The following is a 20,697-nucleotide window of genomic DNA, read 5'->3' on the forward strand; positions in this document are numbered from 1 at the left end:
GCCCTATCGCTGGCCGGCGATAGGGCCGGGCCTGGTGACTCAATTCTGTGGCAACACACCTCGGGCCCAGGGCCGGTAGCGCAAGGCGAACACCGCCTCGGCATGGCACCCGCTACCCAGCTTCGGTTCGGCAGGCTCAGCCCTGAATGCCTGCCCTGGCCCGCTCACCTGGCGGAACGCCTCGCGCACCACGCCCACCCGGCACGGCAAAGCCTGTTCGTAGCTTTGGCGCACCAACGCGGGCAAACGCCCGGTCCCGGCGCCATCCTGCCACCAGACAGTCAAGCCCAACCCGGCCAGTTGCTCCAGCCACGCGGCGTTGATTCCTGGCGACAATCTGCCCGCGCTGAACGCACTGATATGCAACGGTTTGTCCAGCTGGCGGTTGAAGGCCTGCAACTGGATGTACAGCGCATCGCGCCGTTCAGCCTCGCGAAAATGCTGGTCGTCCAGCTCCATGGGGAGGTACCAGCCATCCACCGGCAACTGCCAGGCGTTGCGCAGGTGCTGGTATTGGCTGAGCGAGCGGCCCAACTGCGCTTTCCAGTAGCTGTTCTGACCTTCGCCGTCCAACGCTTCAAGGCGTTGGTAATAGGCCGGGTCCATGTACAACCCCAAGACCAGTTGCAGCCCTTGGGCATGCGCCGAGCGCAGGCTGTTTGCCAGCCAGCCCTGGGCACCGCCAAAATCGCTGTCACCATACGCGCTCCACTGCACGATCAGGGTCTTGCCACCCTGCGCCACGGTGGCGTGCCACAGCTGTTGCCACTGGGCAGGGGTGATACTGGCGTCGCGGTTCAGGGGTTGGTAGAACAGGCGTTGGTCAGCTGTGGCCGGCAGGCACAGGGCAAGCAGGCAGAAGGCGAGGATCTTGCGCATCAGAAGGTCATCTCCGCACGGACCAGCACGCCGTTGGCGCGCTCGTAAAGATTGCCGCCCAGCGACTGCTGGTATTCGGCGCGCACTTTCAGCGAGCCGCGGTAGGCGTTGTAGCGGTCGTCGTCGAACCACCATTGCCAACGCACACCCACCCCCGCACGGGCGTCCTGGCGCCAGTCGTTGCTCGGGTCCTGGCTGGAGAACTCGACAAAACCGTAGGGCATTATGGTTTGCGGTGAGCTGCCCGGCAGCTTCCAGGCATGCCCCTGCTGGTAGCGCGACAGCCAGGCATGGTCGCCGGCGCGTGTCCACCAGGCGGCGTCGAGATACAGGAAGCGCTCGTTCCAGTCGTCTTCATCCACCCGCCAGTCGTTGCGCCAGTCACCTTGGTCAAGGAATGAGGCCGTGGCGCGCAGCAACAGGTCGTTGCTCGACTCGGCGTTGTGGCGCAGGTCGCCCCAATTACCGCCGACCTTGGCCGGGCTCAACAACTGCCCCAGGCTCAGGCCGCGATAATGATCTTCGTCGATCTGTCGTTGGTGATACAGCTCGGCGTACAGGTTGAGGTTGGCCTGGCCGAGCGGCTTGTAGCGCAGGCCAACGCCGGTGCCCATGCTTTGCGCGTAATCGGTACGGCTCTGACCACCGAACAGTACCCTGCCATAGACCGAGAAGGTGCTGCCGTTGCGGCTGGGCTCTTCACCCAGGGCGTGGTCCCACATGGCCAGTTGCACGTTTTGCGATTGTGCGCGGCGCGAGCTGCCGCTGCGCTGGCCGTTGTCGAGGAACTTGTCGTTGGTCGAGGTGCCGGCGGGCGACCAGGTGCTGGCCAGGGTGATGGTGTCACGGCGTGACAGGGCTTCATGGGCCCTGCGCTGGCGGTATTTGCGGGCTTCCAGGCTGCCGTACTCGTCGTCACCGTCGACCAGGTTCTGCTCCACATCGAGGATACGGCGCAGTTCGCGGCGTGCCGAGGCGCTGTCTTCGGCTTCGTCGTAGCGCAAGGCCAGCGTTTCGCCGAGGCGGTAGTCCTCGGGGAAGTCGTGGGTCGCCCGCTCCAGGTATGGGATCGACTGGCGGCGCTGGGCCTTGTCTGTGGCGCCGGCCAGGCGCATGCCGTAATCGGCGCGATAGCGTGGCTGATCGGGGGCCAGGCGCACCGCTTCGGCCAGCCAGGCCATGCTCTGCGCGCTGTCGCCGGCCAGCTGCGCGGTGCTTGCGGCCGCATAGTAGTGGTCGGCGCGAGGGTTGCTGGCCAAGGCTTGGCGTTGGAAGCCCAAGGCGGACGGGTAATCGCCCTGGCGCTGGGCAATGGCGGCGCCCAGCGCCCAGTCATCAGCGCTGTGGTGCGCGGCGGCGTCCCAGTAGCGTCGAGCGGCTTCTGCATCGCCGGCATTCAGCGCGCCACGGGCGGCAGTGAGGCGGGCGTTGTCGGTCCAGGCGCCGTCCGGGACGCTGCGCCAGATGGGCAGGGCCGCCTCGGAGTCGCCCGCCGCTTCGAGGGCATAGGCCAAGGGCAGGCGATCGCCGCCGCCGCCAAAACGTTCGGCGGCCTGGTAGTAGACCACCGCTTCGCCGGGCTGGTCAGGCATGGCACAGCGGCCCAGTGCGCGGTACTGGCCGGGTTCGCTCGGGGTGGCCGGTATCGCCTGGTGTACGGCATCGCACTGGCCGGCTTCGGCCAGGCGGCCGAGCAACTGGGCGCGGGTGTTGGCATCCACCCGGGGTATCAGGCCAAGCATGCGGCGGCTGTCCAGCGCCCCGTCAGTACGTGCATACAGGTTGCCCAGGCGCTGCAGCAACGACGGGCTGAGGCGGCCTTGGCGGCGGTCGTAGGCGTGCTCCAGCAGTTCCCGGGCATGTGCCACCTGGCCTTGTTCCACCAACAGGAAGGTGGCTTGCTCCAGCGCGGCCAGGTCGCCGCTTTGTCGGTAGCGCTTTTCCCATTCGCTGGCGGTACGCGGTTGCGGCGGCTGTGGCGGGTCGCCGTACAGGCGTTGCTTGAGCACAGCGTAGGCGCGTGGATCGGTGCTGGGGGTGCAGCCTTTGAACTGCTCGCGGGCTTGGTCAGGGTCCTGACGTGACAACCAGTCGACGGTTTCCAGGCAGGGGCGCTGCAGGTCGTTGCTCAGGCGGCGCAGCAGTACGGCATCATCACCTTCGCGGGCCAGCTCCCACAATTCCTGGCGCTGGTCGGGCTGATTCAGCTGATCGGGCGGCAGCGACTGCAACCAGCGTTGGGCCTGTTGGTTGTGGCCCACGGCAATGGCGCGGTTGGCCATGGCCAGGCGTGCCTGGTTGGCTGCCTGGGGGGAAGGCGCGCTGGCCAGCAGCCTGTTCAGCCCTTTTTCGTCCACCTGCTGGATATACGCATTGGCCAGGCGTTGCCAGTCTTCGGCGGGTAACTGGCCCTTGTCGGCGAGCGGCTGCAGTTGCTCGATGGTTTCCTTCCAGTTGCGCAGCTGTTCGGCAAAGTTGGCGCGGGCCAGGCGCAGTACCTGACCATCATCGCGCGGTGGCAGCTGGTTGAGCCATTCCAGCGCTTTGCCAGCACCCCCGAACTTGGCCAGGCTCAGGCTGTAAGCCTGCCACAGGCGTACCCGGTGCATGCCATCCCTGCTGGCCAGCCATTGCTCGACATGGCTGGCTGGCGGTGGATCCTGCTCGATCCACGTCAGGCGAAGTTCGAGCAGCGCGTCGGCGTATTCGGGGCTGCCGTCCAGTTGTTCGGCCAGCGCTTCGGCCTCCTTGTAGCGGCGTTGGTGGGCCAGGGCCTCTACCAGCAGTGCGCGGGCTTCGTCGTTGTTCGGCACGCGGCCCAGCACGTGACGGGTCAGGCGCTCGACCTCGGCCCAGTTCTCTTTCTTGGCCTCACGATAACTGCGGTCCATGAACGGAAAGCTGGTGAACCGCTGGAAATCAGTCATCGGTGCCGAGGCGGCGACGGGCAGTGCGGCGGAGCACAGCAACAGGCCAGTGAAGGTGAGAGTAAAACGCGGCTTCATGCCACCTCCCGGGTCAGGTCAAGGGCAGCCTGCTGTTCGCTGGCCTGTTCGTCGAGTGCTTGCTGCAACACCTGCTCGGTGATGATGCCGCGAGCGATCAGGTGCTCGCCCAGGCTCTGGTGTTCGGCGTCGAAGTCGATCAATGCTTGGTTGAACAAGGTGACGGGCACCATACCGCGCACCTGCAGCAGGGTACCGAGCATGACCTGGTGGTGGCTGACCCGTTCCAGCAGCGCCTCGTCGTCCTGATGGCGTGCGAGCGTGGCCAGCATGTCGCGGGTTTCCGGCTTCTGCCAGGGGCTTGGGTAGTGGTAGCGCAGGCCCAGGGTTACCCGGCCTTGTGGTGCCAGGCGCACGCGTACCGGGCGCTTGAGGTGGCGGCTGATTACCCCCAGTGACACTTGGCTGACCGGGCTTTCGCTGGCCAGGATCAGCGTGTCGCCGTCCTCGGCCACCGGCAGCACGCCATAGTGCGTCGCCAGTTTACGCGGCAGTTTGGCGATCAGTTGCGGTTCGAGCTTGAACGGGTTCAGCGGGGCCCATGGTATGTCTAGCTGCTCGGCCAGGGTGGCCACCAACTGTTCGCTGCTTACCCAGCCACGCAGCAGCAGTTCGCGGCCCAGGCGGCGGCGTACAGGGCTGTTGATTGCCTGTTGCAGCTGTTCGTCGCTGATCAACCCTTTGGCCACCAGTCGCTGGCCCAGTGGCGTGCGGGCAGGGGCAGCGATGGCGGGGAACTCGTGCGTGGTCTTGTCCCAGGCCACACGCCGCGAGTCGCCCATCTCCATAACCTGGCGCAGGGCACGCAGGTTGGCGAAGAAGTTGACGAAGTTGCTCCACATCATGCGCGGCGCCGACAGCAGGCCTTCGCCAATGCCGTAGAAACGGGTAACGAACCAGCCGCGCTGGAACAGGCGGTTGAACAGCATCAGACCGTTGAGCCACAGCAGGGTCGAGAGCAGCCAGCTGTCGCTAAGGATCGACATGAAGCGCCACGAATCCGGCGCAATCACCGTGACCAGCCACATCGCCAGCAATACCAGCAGCAACAGGTTGACCAGAAAACTCAGCAAATAGGCGAACAGCCCGCGGCGGTCGCGCCACAGGAAGTAGTTGAGCGCGCCTTTGCGGCTCCAGCCCAGGTTGCTGGTGCCCTGGAACACAATGCCGACGATCCACCGCGACTTTTGCCGGATGGCATGCTGCCAGTCGCGCGGGAAGTGCTCGCGCACGCAGATTACCTGGGAAAACTCACGGCTCATGCCCGGGCGCCATTCCTGTTTCAGGGTCAGCGCCGGGTCGCTGATGGAGTAGCGGGCGAAAATGCACTTCATGCCTTTTTGCTTCAAGCGAAAACCAATGTCGTAGTCTTCGGTGAGGCTTTGCACGTCGAAGGCGATGCCGTCGCCGTCCTCCAGCAGTGCACTGATGGCGCGACGGCTGAAACAGGTACCGACCCCGGCACTGGGTACCTGGCCCGTGAGTGCTTCGCGAACGACAACGTCCTTGCCGTGGTTTTCGGCGAACTCGTCGACATAGTGGCCGGCGGTAAAGCCCTTCCATTCGGGTGCATAGGGGTACACCGGGATCTGGATCATGTCCTTGTTCGGCAGCAGGTAATTGAACAGGCGCAGTTCCATCGGCGAAATCACGTCTTCGGCGTCGTGCAGGATAAAACCGGCGAACTCGATACCGGCGTCCTGCTGAAAGCGCAGCAGCGCGTCGATGATGTTGTTCAGGCAGTCGGCCTTGCTGGTGGGGCCGGGGCGGGCGCACACCACCTTGTGCACGTTGGGGTAGTGCAGGCACACCGCGTCGACGTCGGCCTGTGTTTGCGGGTCGTTCGGGTAGGTGCCGACAAAGATCTGGTAGTTCTCGTAGTCGATGGTGGAGGCCGCCAAGCGCGCCATTTCACCGACCACGCCCACTTCATTCCAGGCCGGGACCATGATGGCCAAAGGTTTTTCCGGGACTTCGTACAGGCGTTTCTCGTCGGCCTTCTCAAACTTGTCGTAGATGCGAAAACGCCGGATCAGCTTTCGCCCCCAGTAGCACAGGTCGATGAACAGGTCGTCCAGGCCCAGCAGGAACATCAGCGAGGCGAGGGTGATCGCCAGGATCTTCAGGCCGAACAGCACATAGGTGAGAAAATCGATGAATGCCAGGCTCATGCGGCAGTCACCGGCAGGGTGGAGTAGGCCATCGTCTGTATCCTCGCTCGGTTCCCTCGACGAAGTTGTACGACATGTCGCCGTTTGTACGGGATAGATACAAGCAGCCGAATACGAGGTTGTCCAAATTTCGGGCTTTTTCTTGTGGGCCACATCTTGTAGTTTTACAGGTCGTTTACCCAGGGAGCTGAACATGCAAGGCAAGGCGCGCAAGATCGTCCAGGCCATTCTTTACGAGGCCATCGCTGTGGCCTGCGTGGCGCCTGCACTGGAGCTGGCGTTCGGTGCAGGCATGGCGCAGTCGACCGTGCTGTCGGTGCTGATGTCGGGCATCGCGATGAGCTGGAACATGGGCTACAACTGGGTGTTCGAGCGTTGGGAAGCGCGCCAGCATCAGCGTGAGCGCACCTTCATGCGGCGCTTGCTGCATGCGCTGGGTTTCGAGGGTGGTCTGGTGGTGATTTTGCTGCCGCTGGTGGCGTACTGGCTGGACGTCAGCCTGTGGGCGGCGCTGCTGACCAACCTGGCGTTGTTCGTGTTCTTCTTCGTTTACGCCTTTGTCTTCCAGTGGGGGTTCGACAAGGTGTTCGATGTGCCGCTTTCGGCGCAGCAAGCCAAGTGTTGACTTTGTGCTGCGCTACCGGCTAAGTTCCTACCCCATGAATACATTCCCGCACGTGAACGCCATTATTATTACCGCCATTATCAGCTTGGCGGGCTAGCGCGTACGTGCACCGAACCCGCCCTGGAGGCGGGTTTCTTCTCTCTGACTCCTGGGCACACTGAAAACAGCCAAGGAGTCATCGATGACCAGCTTCAGCGTCCCGCGTACTGCAGTCACCCCCCAGCAACTGCTGTCGGAACAGGTGCGGCGCATTCTTGCCGCCCCGGTGTACGACCTGGCCATCGAAACGCCCCTGCAAGCCGCGCCTGCCTTGTCTGCCAGCCTGGGTAACCAGGTATTGCTCAAGCGCGAAGACCTGCAGCCGACCTTCTCGTTCAAGATCCGTGGTGCCTACACCCGGCTGTCGCGCCTGACCCGTGCGCAGCGTGAGCGGGGGGTCATTACCGCTTCGGCCGGCAACCATGCCCAAGGTGTGGCCCTGGCAGCCTCGCATCTGGGCATGAAGGCTACCATCGTCATGCCCACCACCACGCCATCGCTGAAGGTGGAAGGGGTGCGTTCGCGTGGCGGCCATGTAGTGCTGCACGGTGAGAGCTTCCCGCACGCCCTGGCACACGCGTTGACACTGGCCGACAGCGAAGGCGCTACCTTCGTGCCGCCGTTCGATGACCCGGACGTGATCGCCGGGCAGGGCACGGTGGCCATGGAAATTCTGCGTCAGCGCCCGGGTGCGCTGGATGCCATCTTCGTACCGGTCGGTGGTGGCGGCTTGATCGCTGGCATTGCTGCCTATGTGAAATACCTGCGCCCGGAGGTGAAGGTGATCGGCGTGGAGCCGGAAGACTCCAACTGCCTGCAGGCTGCCATGGCTGCTGGTGAGCGGGTGATCCTGCCGCAAGTCGGCACGTTCGCCGATGGTGTAGCGGTGGCGCAGATCGGCGCCCATTGTTTCGAGCTGTGCCGGCACTTCGTCGACGAGGTGGTGACCGTGAGCAGCGATGAGCTGTGTGCGGCGATCAAGGACATCTACGACGATACCCGCTCGATCACCGAGCCGTCCGGCGCCTTGGCGGTGGCCGGGATCAAGAAGTACGTGGCACGCGATGGCGTACAGGGGCAGACCTTGGTGGCCATCGATTCCGGGGCGAACGTCAACTTCGATCGCCTGCGCCATGTGGCCGAGCGGGCCGAGCTGGGGGAACAGCGCGAGGCGATCATTGCCGTAACCATTCCGGAACAGCCGGGCAGCTTCCGCGCGTTTTGCCAGGCGCTGGGCAAACGGCAGATCACCGAATTCAACTATCGCTATTACCCCGGCAAAGAGGCGCGATTGTTTGTCGGGGTGCAGACCCACCCTGTTCACGACCCGCGTGAGCAGTTGCTGGCCAACCTGCGCGAGCAGGGCTACAGCGTGCTGGACCTGACCGAAAACGAGCTGGCCAAGCTGCATGTGCGTCATACCGTGGGTGGCCACGCCGCGCCGGGTGCGGATGAGCGGGTCATGCGCTTCGAGTTCCCCGAGCGGCCTGGGGCGTTGTTGGGCTTTTTGGAGCGGCTGGGCAAGCGCTGGAACATCAGCCTGTTCCACTACCGCAACCATGGGGCGGCGGAGGCCCGGGTATTCGCGGCGTTGGAGGTGCCGGGGGACGAGGTAGCGGGGTTGCCGTTGGCGCTGGATGAGATGGGGTATTGGTATTGGGATGAGACGGATAACCCGGCTTACAAGCTGTTCCTAGGGTGACCTGAAAGCTTGGGGCTGCCTGTACTGAGTACTGCGTAGCTATTCAGCATTGCGCGGTCCCCGTGGGAGCTGGCTTGCCGGCGCTGGGCCGCGAAGCGGCCCTAGGATTTCAGCGTTCACGCATGAAAAAGCCGGCAACGAACTTGCGGAAGGTTTCCAGGCTCTTGAAGTCGGCATAGCGCTTGAAGTTCTCGGCATCTGGCTCGGGCCCGATCGGCTGGTCCAGCAATGACACCGACAGCACGCGGTCCTGGTCCGAGGTCAGCACCAGTTCATCCATGACCTGCCCGCCGATGACCGGCCGGCGCATTTGCACTTTCACACCTTTGCTGGCCATCCAGTCAATCAACGACACCAGCGCCTTGAGCGGCTCACGCTCTTCATCGCGATACACAGGGAACAAGTGGGCACGGGACAGCACCGGTACGCTGGCCACATGGATCAGCTCATAGAAATGGCTACCGGCGCTGGTGGGTGAGTAGATCATCAGCGCCAGTAATGGCCCGGTGGTACGGCTACCGCCCCAATACAGGTGGTGCCCCTGGAAGTCGAAACCATCTTCACTGCGGTTGTTGAACAGCTTGCGCCCTTTGATCTGGTCGACACAGTCCAGCAGCAAGCCGTGGCGGCGGTGGTTACCGAACACCGTGGCTTCGCGAAGTCGGGACTTGAGCATCATCATGTGCTTCATGTCCAGGCGGGTTTCCAGGTAATTGCTGGCGGGCACCCGCTCCAGCAGCGGATAGCGGCTGGCCACGCTGCGCAATTCAGCAAACTGGGTGGTCAGGTCCTTTTTCAGGTGGGTGGCGTAAAGATTGAGGCCGCTGGTTTCGATCCAGGTCAGCAACAGTGACAGCAGGCGCTGTTGTTCGCGGCGGTCGTTGCTATCGCCGCTGGCACTGCTGGTGGCGCTGCGAAAGTCGCCGATCAGGCGCAGTGGCGTGTCGGGCGGCAGCCAGGCTGCAGGGGGGGCAGGGTCGTTTTCACGCTCGTCGGCCTCACGCTCGTCCTTGGTGAACGGGCAGCCGGGCGTGTGTTCTGCCGTGCCCGGGTTGTTTTTGAGAAACAGCGTGCCGGTGCTGCCGTTGAGGGTGACATTGAGCACCGGCAAGGCGTCGCTGCGGCAGTCACAGGCCAGCCACTGGTTTGCATTGCGCACTTTCATCAGCAGCTGGTTGGCCTGCAGCAGGCGTGGGCCGCCGAGGCTGCCGGTGGCAAAGCCGACCAGCAGCTCTTCTTCGGCGGGGGTCAGGCTGCGCACCTGTGCGGCGGATTTGTCGATGATTCGCATGAAGCAGCTCCGAGCTACGAGCCTCAAGCTTCAAGCAAAGTCGCGCCGCTTTCAACTTGCCGCTCAGTTGCCGCCAAACATCTTCGCGGCGCGGGCACGAATTTCGTCCGGGGTGAGGTCCTCCTTGTGGGTGGAGACGAACCAGATATTGCCGAACGGGTCTTTCAGGGTGCCGCTGCGGTCGCCGTAGAACTGGTCCGTCAACGGATGCAACTGGGTGCCGCCGGCCGCCAATGCTTGGGCGTAGACCTTGTCGCAGTCCTCGACATACAGGTGCAGGCCCACGCCTGCGCCACTGAGTTTCTGGCTGGCGGTGAGGCCGCCCTCCATGTCGCAGGGGTCGCCCAGCATCAGTGACGAATCACCGATTTTCAGCTCGGCATGGCCCACACGGCCACCTGGCGCATCGAGGCGGAACATCTCGACCGCACCAAAGGCCTGCTTGTAGAACTCGATGGCCTTGGCGGCGTCGTTGATGGCCAAGTACGGGGTAATGCTGTGCTGGCCTTCGGGGATGGGTTTGGCTGCCATGTTCGACTCTCCTTCGCAGTGGGCGCCGGAGGGCGCCCTGTTGCTTAGAGTCGTTTGCACCGGTGGAAAATCGACAAGGGCGCTAGATCGATTTCCTATAAGCGCGGCCGTCAGAAGATGTAGTCGGTGGTCAGGAAGCTCGACTGGCGGTTGCGGATGATTTCGCTGATCAGCGCCTTGTTGGCCTCCTGGAAGCGGGTGGCGACCAGTGTGCGGATGGAGAACACACGCAAGGCGTCATGCACCGACAGGGTGCCTTCGGCGCTGTTCTTGCGGCCGTTGAACGGGTAGGTGTCCGGGCCACGTTGGCACTGGGCGTTGATGTTGATGCGCCCGACCTGGTTGGCGAAGGTGTCGACCAGGCTGCCGATGGTAGCCGGGTCGTTGCCGAACAGGCTCAGTTGCTGGCCGTAATCGGAGTCCAGTACGTAGTCGATCACGGTTTGCAGGTCGCGGTAGGGCACTACAGGCACCAGGGGGCCGAATTGCTCTTCATGGTATATGCGCATTTCGTGGTTAACCGGGTACAGCAAGGCGGGGTAGAAGAATGAGCCGCGGCTCTGCCCGCCACCTTCGTTGAGCACGCGTGCGCCCTTGGCCGTGGCATCGGCGACCAACGAGTCGAGGTAGTCGACCTTGCCAGGCTCGGGCAGCGGTGTCAGTGCTACACCGGGCTCCCACGGCATGCCAGGTTTGAGCGCGGCCAGTTTGCGCTGGAACTTGTCGAGGAAGGCGTCGACCACATCCTCGTGGACAAACAGGATTTTCAGTGCCGTGCAGCGCTGGCCGTTGAACGACAGCGCACCGGTCACCGCCTCTTCGACGGCGTTGTCGAGGTCGACCTGCGGTAGCACGATACCCGGGTTCTTGGCATCCAGCCCCAGTGCGGCGCGCAGGCGGTGAGGGCGTGGGTGCAGCTTTTTCAGGTCGCTGGCGGCCTTGTGCGTACCGATGAAGGCGAACACATCGACGTTGCCGCTGGCCATCAGCGCGCTGACGGTTTCCCGGCCTCGACCATAGATGACGTTGATCACCCCGGGCGGGAAGCTGTCACGGAAGGCTTCGAGCAGCGGGCGGATCAACAGCACACCGAACTTGGCGGGCTTGAACACCACGGTATTGCCCATGATCAGCGCGGGGATCAGCGTGGTGAAGGTTTCGTTGAGCGGGTAGTTGTAGGGGCCCATGCACAGGGCGACACCCAGCGGCGCCCGTCGGATCTGGCCCAGCGTGCCTTGTTCAAGCTCGAAGCGGCTGGAGCGGCGGTCGAGGTCCTTGAGGGCGTTGATGGTGTCGACGATGTAGTCGCAGGTGCGGTCGAATTCCTTTTCCGAGTCCTTGAGGTTTTTACCGATCTCCCACATCAGCAACTTGACCACAGCCTGGCGCTGCTCGCGCATGCGTGCCAGGAAGGTTTCGACGTGCTGGATACGCTCGGCCACACGCATGTTCGGCCAGGCACCGCGGCCCTTGTCGTAGGCCTGAACGGCAGCGTCGAGCGCGGTAAGGGCGGTGTCGGCATCAAGCAGTGGGGCGCTGCCAAGCACCACTTGGCGTTCTTCGCCGCCTTCCTTGAGCCAGACCGGGCTGCGCACCGTGGCCAGGGGGCCGTCCCAGCGCCTGAGCTCGCCGTTCACCAGGTAATCACGTTGTTCCAGGGGGGCTTCCAGGCGCCAGATTTGGGGGATGCTTTCGGCGTTGGGGAAGAGTGAATCGAGCAGACGGTCCATGGGTACTGCACCTCACTTGGCAGGGCGGTTTTCAAGCCGGGTGAATCGCTTCAGCTGCGAGCATGCACCGGCTGCCGAAAAAACACCAGTCTGGCTCAACATGGCCCCTCGTGCTTGTCGACAGGTCAACGTAGGGTTCCAGGGCTGTTATGCAAAGACGGCATCAAGGGTTATCAATTGATAGCGAAGTGATAATTGCAGCGGCGCGCGCCGGGCACGGTTATAGCAAAGTACTTGTTGGGTATGCACTTCATGCAGGAATTTTGACGCCATTAAACTTGATCTAAAGTTAGCGGGGAGCCGCTTGCCAAAGCGTTTGCAGGCATCTTAAATTGTTACTGAATGTGATAAAGAAGTTTAAGTCCATACTATAAAAATCAAGACGTTAGGTGTTTTTGCTGATTTTTTCTCTTTTTCCGATAGACCATAGAGCACTTCAAAGGACGTCGAAGAAGAAATGAAAGAGACCTTGACGGCTGTGGCGCGAAAATTCCTGTCGCCCTCCATGCGCTACGAAATGAGGCTGCTGGCCAGCAAGGTGCGTGAAGTGTTGGCGCGTGCCTGTTTCTGGCGTTGGGAAGTTGCCAGGTTTCGGATGCAGGAGGAAAGCCCGTACGAAATCCTCTACATAGGGCGCAAGCAGCAACGGGAAATGGCCAAACTGCTGATTGGCGGCAAGGGCCAGGGCAGCGCATCGGTCGTGGAGGGTGCAAGCGCGACTGCGGCGGCCAACCATGTTGTGGTGATCAGCGAAATGCCGACGTCGGGCGCGTTGTCGGTGCCACATTACCTGAGCGCCGTGGTTCCGCTGGGGCGCCCGCTGGAAGACATCACGGCCCGCTACGACAGCGAACTGCGCCGCAGCATCCGCAAGAACCGCCCGCTTTACCAGATGCGTAAAACCCTCTCGGACGACGAGATCGCCATGGCTGACCGGGACCTGCTGCGCCCCTATGCCACGGCCAGGCAAGGCATTCATGCGGCACAGTTCCCCACGGACGAAGTGTTCCGGATTGCCAAGAGCGTTGGCCGGCTCGACCTGATTACCTTGGGCGATGAGGTAATCGGCTGCCACTTGGGGTGCGAAGTGGTGCGCGGCGGCAAACGCTACTGGAGCACCTTGCGCTTTGGCTATTGCGAAGCGGTGTTTTCCGATGCCAAGAAGCTGCGTGAGGTGAACTCCATCACCACGTTCATGGCCCTTGAGTGGGCCTTGGAACAGGGCTTCGATTATTACGACATTGGCCTGTGCCTGGCGCGGCCAGATGACGGGCTGTTGAAGTGGAAGCGCCGGCGTGGCGGCGATATCGACTCGTTGGGCAACCATGCCTACCTGTTCGTTCGCTTGCCCAAGGCCGGCGCGGCGAAGTTTTTGTGGGACACGCCGATGTTCGCGGTCGAAGGCGACAAGCTCACGTTGCACCTGGGGTTGCCCGAGGGGCCGAGTGAAGAAGAATTTGCCAGCCGCTACCACGAAATGGTGTTTGGCGGGCTGCACAAGATTTACCTGTATGGCGGCAACGGCGCAGGCGAACCGTTCGTGGAAGCGCTGCGCAGCCGGTATGCCAACCTGCAATCCCCTCCCGCGATGGAAAGGGTGATGTCCAACTGAGTGTTAGCCAGGGATGCGTAGAGAGGGCGCGATGCGCCCGGTTTCTCATTTCGTTACCAAGGGAGGACGCTTCATGGGAAGCGACATCTCGCAGTTCAGTGCATCGCTCGCAGCCAGGCAGCACACCTGGACACTGGCTGCCTACCGCTACATGGCCCGCAAGCGCCTGGGCAAGAACACGGCCATCGACCTCAAGAGTGTGGCTGCCAAGAGCTGGGACATTGCGCCGGGCGAGACCACGGTGTCGCCACCAGCCATCTACCTGCCCGGCCAGCTGGAGCGGGTGACGGGCTGGGAGGGCAAGCGTTTTTACCCCTACGTACACCCTGCGCGCACCATGGAGGGCGGCATCAGTACGCTGCAAGGGCCAACCCGGGGCTACCTGATCAAGAATGTGTGGTTGGTCGATGGTGCGTTGTACAAGGGCAAGGCCAGCCATTGGTTGTCACTCAAACCCAGCACCTTTCCGGGCATCATCGTGGACAACGAAATTGACCGGGCAGCCATTTATTGCACGCAAAACGGCAATTCCTGGTTCGGTACCTGGCTGATGGAAGATTGCCCGACCTATGCGCTGGCTTGCAACGAGGGCGTCCCGGTGACCACCGCACCCTCTGCCAAGTACCCGTTGTTTACCCAGGCGCCCGCCTATGAAGACTGGCTGGATATGAAGCCGCTGCGCTTGCGCAGTGCGTTTTTCCGTGAGCTGGTGCTGTTCGACGACCAGAGCAACAACCGCAGCCGGCACGCCCGCTACCGGGCCATGGGGGACAAGCTGCTGTCGCATGTGCCGCATGCCCCACACCCGGGTGTGTTCCTGCTGCGGGGCGGTGATGGCGACCTGCGTCTGCTGCGTAATGAGCTGGAGCTTGCCGAACACTTGCGGGTTACGCGTGGTTTTCGCGTGGTCAACCCGCTCAAGTCTGACGTGCCGAGCATTGTCGCAGCCTGTGCCGGGGCAAAAGTGGTCATTGGCGTAGAGGGTAGCCAACTGGTGCATGGTGTGAATGTGCTGCAGCCTGGCGGTAGCCTGCTGACCTTGCAGCCGCCTAACCGGTTCGTCAGCTACTACAAATACCTGACGGACCGCGACCACCAGCAGTTCGGCTTTGTGGTGGGCATACCGGAGGGCGATGGTTTCAGGATCGATATTGGTGAAGTTGAACGCACGCTCGATCTGTTTGCGCGATAACCGTGTAGTATCGGGGGGATCTGAGCAACGTGTGGGCGAGGGGATGATCGAGGTATCACGGTTCTGGCGTGACCCTGCGTTGCCCTTTGTCGAAGCCCGGCGGGTAGGGGACGGGCGGCAGGTGTGTTATGCCGCACACTCCCACGAGAGCTTTTCCATCGGGGTGATCACCGGTGGGCGCAGCACTTACCTGAACGGGGGCCTGCGCATTGAGGTGGGGGCCGGCACCACGGTGCTGATGAACCCGGGCGTGGTGCATACCTGCAACCCCATCGATCGCGAGCCTTGGTCCTACCTGATGCTGTTCGTCGACTTGCCCTGGCTACAGGCGTTGGGTTTCACCTTGCCGACGCAAACCTGGAGTAGCTCGCCTGCGTTGTACCAACGTTTGATGCAGGCCTTTGCCGACCTGTTCGACGCCAGCGTGCCTGACAGGGAGGCGCGCCTGGCGACCCTGTTTAGTGCATTGCCGGGCTTTCTCTCGGGTGAAACTGGCACGGGTGAAGCAGGTAACCCACGGCTGGACGCGGCGGCAGCCTTCATACGTGCCCATCGTAGCGATCCGCTGAGCCTGGAAGACATCTGCACCGCCTGCGGCCTGTCACGTTCCTACCTGATTCGTGCATTTGGTCAACGCTTCGGGCTGACGCCGCATGGCTACCTGCTCGATCAGCGCGTACAGCTGGCCAGGGCGCAGCTGCGCCAAGGCCGCGCGATTGCCGAGGTTGCGCAGGAGGCCGGGTTTGCTGACCAGGCGCACCTGCAGCGGGCATTCAAGCAGCACCTGGCGGCGACACCGGGGCATTACCGCGATGCCGCTGGCGTCAGATAACCAGGTAGACCGCACTGCCCACCAGCAATACCGCCAACCCTCGATTGAGCAAGCGCACGTGCCGTGGGTTGCCCAGATACTGGCGAATCATGCTCCCGGCCCATGCCCAACACGCGACCGAAACAAAACAGATCGGGCCATATATCCAGGCAAAGAGCCACAGCAGGTGCTGCTCACCCCCCGTGTAAGCGCCGACCCCGGCCACTGCTGCCAGCCAAGCCTTGGGATTCAACCATTGCATCGCCACGCCGTGCCAGGCTGAAGGCGCTGTTGTCGAGTGTGTATTGGTCAGCCGGCCGTTGTCGCTGGCCAGCTTCCACGCCATGTACAGCAGAAACGCGACCCCGCCCCAGTGCAGCAGCATGCCCAGTAGCGGCCAGCGTAGCAGGAGTTGATGCAGGCCCAGCCCGACCAGCACCAGCAACAGGCAGAAGCCCAGCGTGGCGCCGGCCACATGCGCCAGGCTGGCGCGTAAGCCATGGTTGGCGCCGCTGCTCAGGGCAACGATGTTGACCGGGCCGGGGGAAATCGACGCCGCCAGTGCGAAGGCGGCCATGGACAGGGACAGGCTCATGAGAAAGATCCGGTGGCTGGAAGGAACCGTGATTTTCAGCCGTTGGCTGTCGAGGGTATTGAAGAAAAGTACCCCCAAATACCGCCTCACAACTGATACAGGTTTTGTAATAGTTTTGCGCTATCACAGAAACCAGCGCTGCTTGTACGATCATTTTCCCAATTTTTTAACAAGGTCTATATGAGCACCTTCGCGGAGCCCCCCAGTTTTCGGCCGTTCTGGCCATCCTTCCCCCGTCCTCGTGACGCTTCCCCGGTGAGTACCCGCTAATGGAATGGCTAGCCGATCCCACGGCCTGGCTAGGCCTGTTGACGCTTATCGTCCTTGAGCTGGTGCTGGGTATCGACAACCTGGTGTTCATCGCCATCCTGGCAGACAAGCTGCCGCCGCATCAGCGTGACCGTGCGCGGGTGATTGGCCTGAGCCTGGCCTTGATCATGCGACTGGGCTTGTTGGCGAGTATCTCGTGGATGGTCACCCTCACCGCGCCACTGTTCGAAGTGTTCGAAAAGAGCTTCTCCGGCCGTGACCTGATCATGCTGTTTGGTGGTGTGTTCCTGCTGTTCAAGGCCACCATGGAACTGCATGAACGCCTTGAGGGCCATGTAACCCAGGCCAGTGGGGCGGTACGTCATGCGGCGTTCTGGCCGATCGTTGCGCAGATCGTGGTGCTTGACGCGGTGTTCTCGCTGGACGCGGTCATTACCGCGGTGGGCATGGTCGAACATCTGTCGGTAATGATGATCGCGGTGATCTTCTCGATCGGTATCATGATCGTTGCCAGCAAACCGCTGACCCGCTTCGTCAACGCCCACCCCACGGTAATCATGCTGTGCCTGGGCTTCCTGATGATGATCGGTTTCAGCCTGACCGCCGAAGGCTTGGGCTTCCATATCCCGAAAGGCTACCTGTACGCGGCCATCGGCTTCTCGATCCTTATCGAGCTGTTCAACCAGCTGGCCCGTGCCCGCCGCAAGCGCAGCTTGCAGCAGCACCGGCCGTTGCGTGAACGCACTGCCCATGCCGTGCTGCGCCTGCTGGGTGGCCGCCGTGTCGAGGCGGACGAAGTGGGTGAGGAAATCGCCGACCTGGTCGAGGGTGGTGAGGAGCAGGTGCTGTTCGACCGGCGTGAGCGGGTGATGATCAGTGGCGTGCTGAACCTGGCCGAGCGGCCTATCCGTACGGTGATGACCGCCCGCACCGAGGTCGACATGATCGACCTGGCGCAACCGGCCGACGCCATTACCCAGGCCCTGGCCAACTCGCCGTACTCGCGCCTGCCGCTGATCCGCAATGGCCGTGTCGACGATCCTCTGGGCTTCGTGCACAAGAAGGAACTGCTCAAGGAGCTGCTGTCGGGCAGCCAGCCGGACCTGGAAGGCATGGCGCGTGTGCCGCTGAACCTGCTGGAGAGCTTCAGCATTCTCAACGCCCTGGAGCAGATGCGAGGCCAGTCGACTCACATCGCCTTCGTGGTCAACGAGTTCGGTGACTTCACCGGCCTGCTGACCATGACCGACATCCTTGAGTCGATTGCCGGTGAACTGCCGGATGCCAGCGAGGTTGAAGGCCCCGGCATCGTCCAGGAGGGCGAGGGCTTCGTGGTCAGTGGTGCACTGAACCTGAGCCAGGTCCAGGCGCGTACCGGCTTCAGTGCCCGTGCTACCGAGGATTACCAGACCCTCGCGGGCTTGGTGATGAGCCTGCTCGACCGCCTGCCGATGGTGGGTGACCGCCTGGCCTGGAATGGCTGGACGCTGACCGTGGAGGCGGTGGAAGAGCGGCGGGTGCGCCAGGTTCGGCTTACACCGAACGGCGACGTTGACGCAGCAGGTGCTTGAAACCCTCGAGCACCAGCACCAGCACTGCGGCCCAGATCGGCAGGTAGGTCAGCCACTGATCCGGGCCGATGGTTTCGCCCAGCAGCAATGCCACGCCCACCAGCAGTACGGGCTCGACGTAGCTGAGCAGGCCGAACAGGCTGAATGGCAGCATGCGGCTGGCCAGCACGTAGGCGATCAGGGCCGAGGCGCTGATCGCCCCAAGGATCGGGATCAACGCATACAGCCCAGGGTGGGTTTGCAGGTCAGCGCTGGAAAGCGGGCCCTGGATAACGAAGTACAACGCCCACGGTAGCAGCAGGCACATGTCGCACCACAGGCCGCCCAGGTGGTCGGTGCGGCAGCGTCGGCGCAGCACGAAATAGATCGGGTAGCCGATCGTCACCAACAGGGTTTCCCAGGCAAAACTGCCGTTTTGGTACAGCTCGTGGCCCACGCCCAGTGCGGCACAAGCCACGGCCACCTTTTGCAGGCGTGACAGGCGCTCGCCGTACACCAGCCGCCCGGTAAGAACCATGGCCAGTGGCAGCAGGAAATAGCCCATCGACACTTCCAGGCTGCGCCCATGCAAGGGTGCCCAGAGGAACAGCCACAACTGTACGCCCATCAGCCACGACGTGCCGACCATGCCCAGCAACAGCACAGGCGTGCGCTTTACCCGGGCCAGCAGCTCGCCCACCCGTTTCCAGTCTTTCGAGACCAGCATGAACAAGGTGAGGCAGGGCAGCGTCAGCAGGGTGCGCCAGCCAAAGATCTCTTCGCCATCCAGTGGCGTGAGCAGCGAGGTATAGAAGTACATCACAGCGAACAGACAGGACGCCATGACCGATGAAACGATGCCTTTTGACACGAGTGCCTCGAATAGGGGAGTTGAGCGGGTGGATCAGCCGCGCATGATCTCAGGGGCCGCGCGTTGCGGCAACTGCGCAGCGCCCGGGCGTGTGGCCAGTGCCTCCAGGAACTGGGCGGCCGGCATGGGCCTGGCAAACAGGTAGCCCTGCTGGAAGTCCACCCCATGGCAGGCCAGGTAGTCGCGCTGGGTGTTCGTTTCCACACCTTCGGCCACGATACCCAGGCCCAGCTTGGCCGACAGGTCGATGATGCTTTCCAGAATGTGCACGGACAGCGCATCGCCGCCGATCATGGCGACAAAGCTCTGGTCGATCTTCAGGTAGTCGACCTGGAACTGGCGCAGGTAGTTGAGGCTCGACTGGCCGGTGCCGAAGTCGTCGAGCGCAATCATCACGCCCATGGCGTGGAGCTTTTCGAACAGTTCCAGGGTCACCGGGGTAGGCTCGATGAGTTTGCGCTCGGTCAGTTCCAGGGTCAGCACCACCCGGCCCGGCGGAAAGTGCTGCAGGAAGGTGCGGCAGTCGTCCAGCAGGCTGAGGTCGCGGCAATGATCGGCGGTGATGTTGACACCGATATGGAACCCGTCCTCCAGCAGCCCGGCATAGGGTGCCAGGCTTTGCGCGGTATGCATCATCAGCGCCCGGGTCATGGCGACGATCTGCCCGCTGTGCTCGGCATAAGGGATGAACAGGTCGGGCCTTACCAGGCCCTCGCGCGGGTGGTTCCAGCGCATCAGCACTTCGGCGCCGGCCCAGCGGTAGTCGCCTTTGCGCACCACAGGCTGGAAATACGGCAGAAATTCGTCGGCCTGCAGCGCGCGGTCCAGCTCGGCGCGGGGTGAGGTGGCCCGGCGAATCTGCCAGCGGCATACCAGCGCCGCCACGGCACCCAGCACCAGCAGCAAGCTGATAAGGGCAGGGTAGTGGCTGCGTAACAGCTGGCCCTGTTTGCCGGTGCTGTAGCCGCCCTGCACGCTGAACGGGTAACGGGTCGAACCCAGCAGTACGTTGGCGCTGGCGGCGGCAGGTGGTACGCCTTTGTGCACGACACCGTCCTTGCCCATCCAGGCATCGCCCACGCGGATTTGCAAGTCTTCGTCAGGGCCGATCAGGCGCAGTGCCGTTAGCAGGTGGTCGCCATCCACCGTGGTGATTGCCCCTTTGTCGCCCTCGCTGGCACGGTACACCAGCAGCGCGTGCCCCGGGGTGACCGAGTTGCCGTCCATCAGCCACAGTTTGCCGTCGGTATAGTCGGTGGCGTTGACCGGTTCGTCGAACTCGCCGAACAGCGAGGTGCAATACAGGTTGTTGTGCCTGAACAGGTTGGTCGAGCGCACGAAGGCGTTGCGGGTCACCTGGGCACGCAGCGTAAGCTGGGTCTGATCGCAGGGGCTGCCAGCCAGGGGCAGCAATGCATTGGCAGCACTGGATAAGTTGTCGAGGATGCGCTCGACGTGCTCCACCGTCTGGCGGGTGGTGGCCTGGCTGCTGGCCTGCATCTCGCGCTCGACCTGCCAGTTCATGATGGCCAGGCCGCACACCACTGGCAGCACACCGACGCCCCAGGGCAACAGGGTACGCCAGCTGAATGCGGCGCGGCGTTTTACGGTAAGGGGCATGCTGACCTGGCTACGATGAGAGATAACGAGAGAATAGCCGTTTGTCGGCGCTCAGGACCAACTAAAACGCGACAAACCATTTTACGCAATGTAGAATCCGTTTACGAATACAACAATAAGGTCCTTCAGCTCCGAAGGATCAAGCCCGCCGAGAATGGGTCCATATGACATACCATGGGTTCAAGCTGATCATAGGTGACTTC

At 62.7% G+C, this 20,697-nt stretch carries 15 protein-coding genes; 6 read left to right on the plus strand and 9 right to left on the minus strand.

The annotated features are described in order from the left end of the window. Nucleotides 1–39 precede the first annotated feature (39 nt). The 3 genes from B9A31_RS20990 to nrfB are packed head-to-tail and all read right to left on the minus strand — an operon-like array spanning nucleotide 40 to nucleotide 6,055. Nucleotides 40–879, minus strand: a complete 840-nt coding sequence (locus B9A31_RS20990) for a DUF4434 family protein (protein ID WP_019099072.1) — start codon at nucleotides 877–879, stop codon at nucleotides 40–42. Next, complete coding sequence (locus B9A31_RS20995) at nucleotides 879–3,884, minus strand: phage receptor (RefSeq protein WP_084297331.1); 3,006 nt, start codon at nucleotides 3,882–3,884, stop codon at nucleotides 879–881. The genes B9A31_RS20990 and B9A31_RS20995 overlap by 1 nt, the downstream gene beginning before the upstream one ends. Next, complete coding sequence (gene nrfB / locus B9A31_RS21000) at nucleotides 3,881–6,055, minus strand: cyclic di-3',5'-guanylate-activated glycosyltransferase NfrB (RefSeq protein WP_019099288.1); 2,175 nt, start codon at nucleotides 6,053–6,055, stop codon at nucleotides 3,881–3,883. Before nrfB ends, B9A31_RS20995 begins: the two co-directional genes overlap by 4 nt. 193 nt (nucleotides 6,056–6,248) lie before the next feature. On the opposite strand from nrfB, the gene B9A31_RS21005 reads away from it, so the two are divergent. Then, nucleotides 6,249–6,680, plus strand: a complete 432-nt coding sequence (locus B9A31_RS21005; protein WP_016713990.1) for a PACE efflux transporter — start codon at nucleotides 6,249–6,251, stop codon at nucleotides 6,678–6,680. A gap of 181 nt (nucleotides 6,681–6,861) precedes the next feature. Next, nucleotides 6,862–8,421, plus strand: a complete 1,560-nt coding sequence (gene ilvA / locus B9A31_RS21010) for a threonine ammonia-lyase, biosynthetic (RefSeq protein ID WP_084297332.1) — start codon at nucleotides 6,862–6,864, stop codon at nucleotides 8,419–8,421. Between the two features lie 109 nt (nucleotides 8,422–8,530). Here the strand turns inward: ilvA and B9A31_RS21015 are convergent, their stop codons facing one another. From B9A31_RS21015 to B9A31_RS21025, 3 genes are all read right to left on the minus strand, one after another. Next, complete coding sequence (locus B9A31_RS21015; protein WP_027609806.1) at nucleotides 8,531–9,712, minus strand: hypothetical protein; 1,182 nt, start codon at nucleotides 9,710–9,712, stop codon at nucleotides 8,531–8,533. Between the two features lie 63 nt (nucleotides 9,713–9,775). Next, nucleotides 9,776–10,243, minus strand: coding sequence for a VOC family protein (locus tag B9A31_RS21020; protein WP_025752945.1), 468 nt, complete (start codon nucleotides 10,241–10,243; stop codon nucleotides 9,776–9,778). 110 nt (nucleotides 10,244–10,353) lie between these two features. Beyond that, entirely contained in the window at nucleotides 10,354–11,973 is a 1,620-nt protein-coding gene (locus B9A31_RS21025) for an NADP-dependent glyceraldehyde-3-phosphate dehydrogenase (RefSeq protein ID WP_025752943.1), read from the minus strand. 457 nt (nucleotides 11,974–12,430) lie between these two features. On the opposite strand from B9A31_RS21025, the gene B9A31_RS21035 reads away from it, so the two are divergent. The 3 genes from B9A31_RS21035 (at nucleotide 12,431) to B9A31_RS21045 (ending at nucleotide 15,609) form a co-directional block, all read left to right on the plus strand. Continuing rightward, complete coding sequence (locus B9A31_RS21035) at nucleotides 12,431–13,585, plus strand: GNAT family protein (RefSeq protein ID WP_019099283.1); 1,155 nt, start codon at nucleotides 12,431–12,433, stop codon at nucleotides 13,583–13,585. 73 nt (nucleotides 13,586–13,658) lie between these two features. Beyond that, nucleotides 13,659–14,777, plus strand: a complete 1,119-nt coding sequence (locus B9A31_RS21040) for a glycosyltransferase 61 family protein (protein ID WP_019099282.1) — start codon at nucleotides 13,659–13,661, stop codon at nucleotides 14,775–14,777. Between the two features lie 43 nt (nucleotides 14,778–14,820). Beyond that, the gene (locus B9A31_RS21045; RefSeq protein WP_019099281.1) at nucleotides 14,821–15,609 is read left to right on the plus strand and encodes an AraC family transcriptional regulator; all 789 of its coding nucleotides are present in this window, start codon (nucleotides 14,821–14,823) and stop codon (nucleotides 15,607–15,609) included. On the opposite strand, the gene B9A31_RS21050 is transcribed toward B9A31_RS21045, so the two are convergent. Beyond that, nucleotides 15,602–16,183 carry a LysE family translocator gene (locus B9A31_RS21050; RefSeq protein WP_027609801.1) on the minus strand — a complete coding sequence of 194 codons (582 nt, stop codon included), beginning with the start codon at nucleotides 16,181–16,183 and terminating at the stop codon, nucleotides 15,602–15,604. The two genes, B9A31_RS21045 and B9A31_RS21050, sit on opposite strands and share 8 nt — an antisense overlap. A gap of 269 nt (nucleotides 16,184–16,452) precedes the next feature. Between B9A31_RS21050 and B9A31_RS21055 the strand changes: the two genes are divergently transcribed. After that, a complete protein-coding gene (locus B9A31_RS21055) occupies nucleotides 16,453–18,024 on the plus strand; it encodes a TerC family protein (protein ID WP_019099279.1) in 1,572 nt (523 codons plus the stop codon). On the opposite strand, the gene rarD is transcribed toward B9A31_RS21055, so the two are convergent. After that, the gene (rarD, locus tag B9A31_RS21060; protein ID WP_025752941.1) at nucleotides 17,987–18,874 is read right to left on the minus strand and encodes an EamA family transporter RarD; all 888 of its coding nucleotides are present in this window, start codon (nucleotides 18,872–18,874) and stop codon (nucleotides 17,987–17,989) included. The genes B9A31_RS21055 and rarD overlap by 38 nt on opposite strands. Before the next feature lie 33 nt (nucleotides 18,875–18,907). Next, entirely contained in the window at nucleotides 18,908–20,494 is a 1,587-nt protein-coding gene (locus tag B9A31_RS21065) for an EAL domain-containing protein (RefSeq protein ID WP_019099277.1), read from the minus strand. Nucleotides 20,495–20,697: the final 203 nt, after the last annotated feature.

It is taken from the genome of Pseudomonas sp. URIL14HWK12:I5, assembly GCF_900176445.1.
GTDB classification, from domain to species: domain Bacteria; phylum Pseudomonadota; class Gammaproteobacteria; order Pseudomonadales; family Pseudomonadaceae; genus Aquipseudomonas; species Aquipseudomonas monteilii.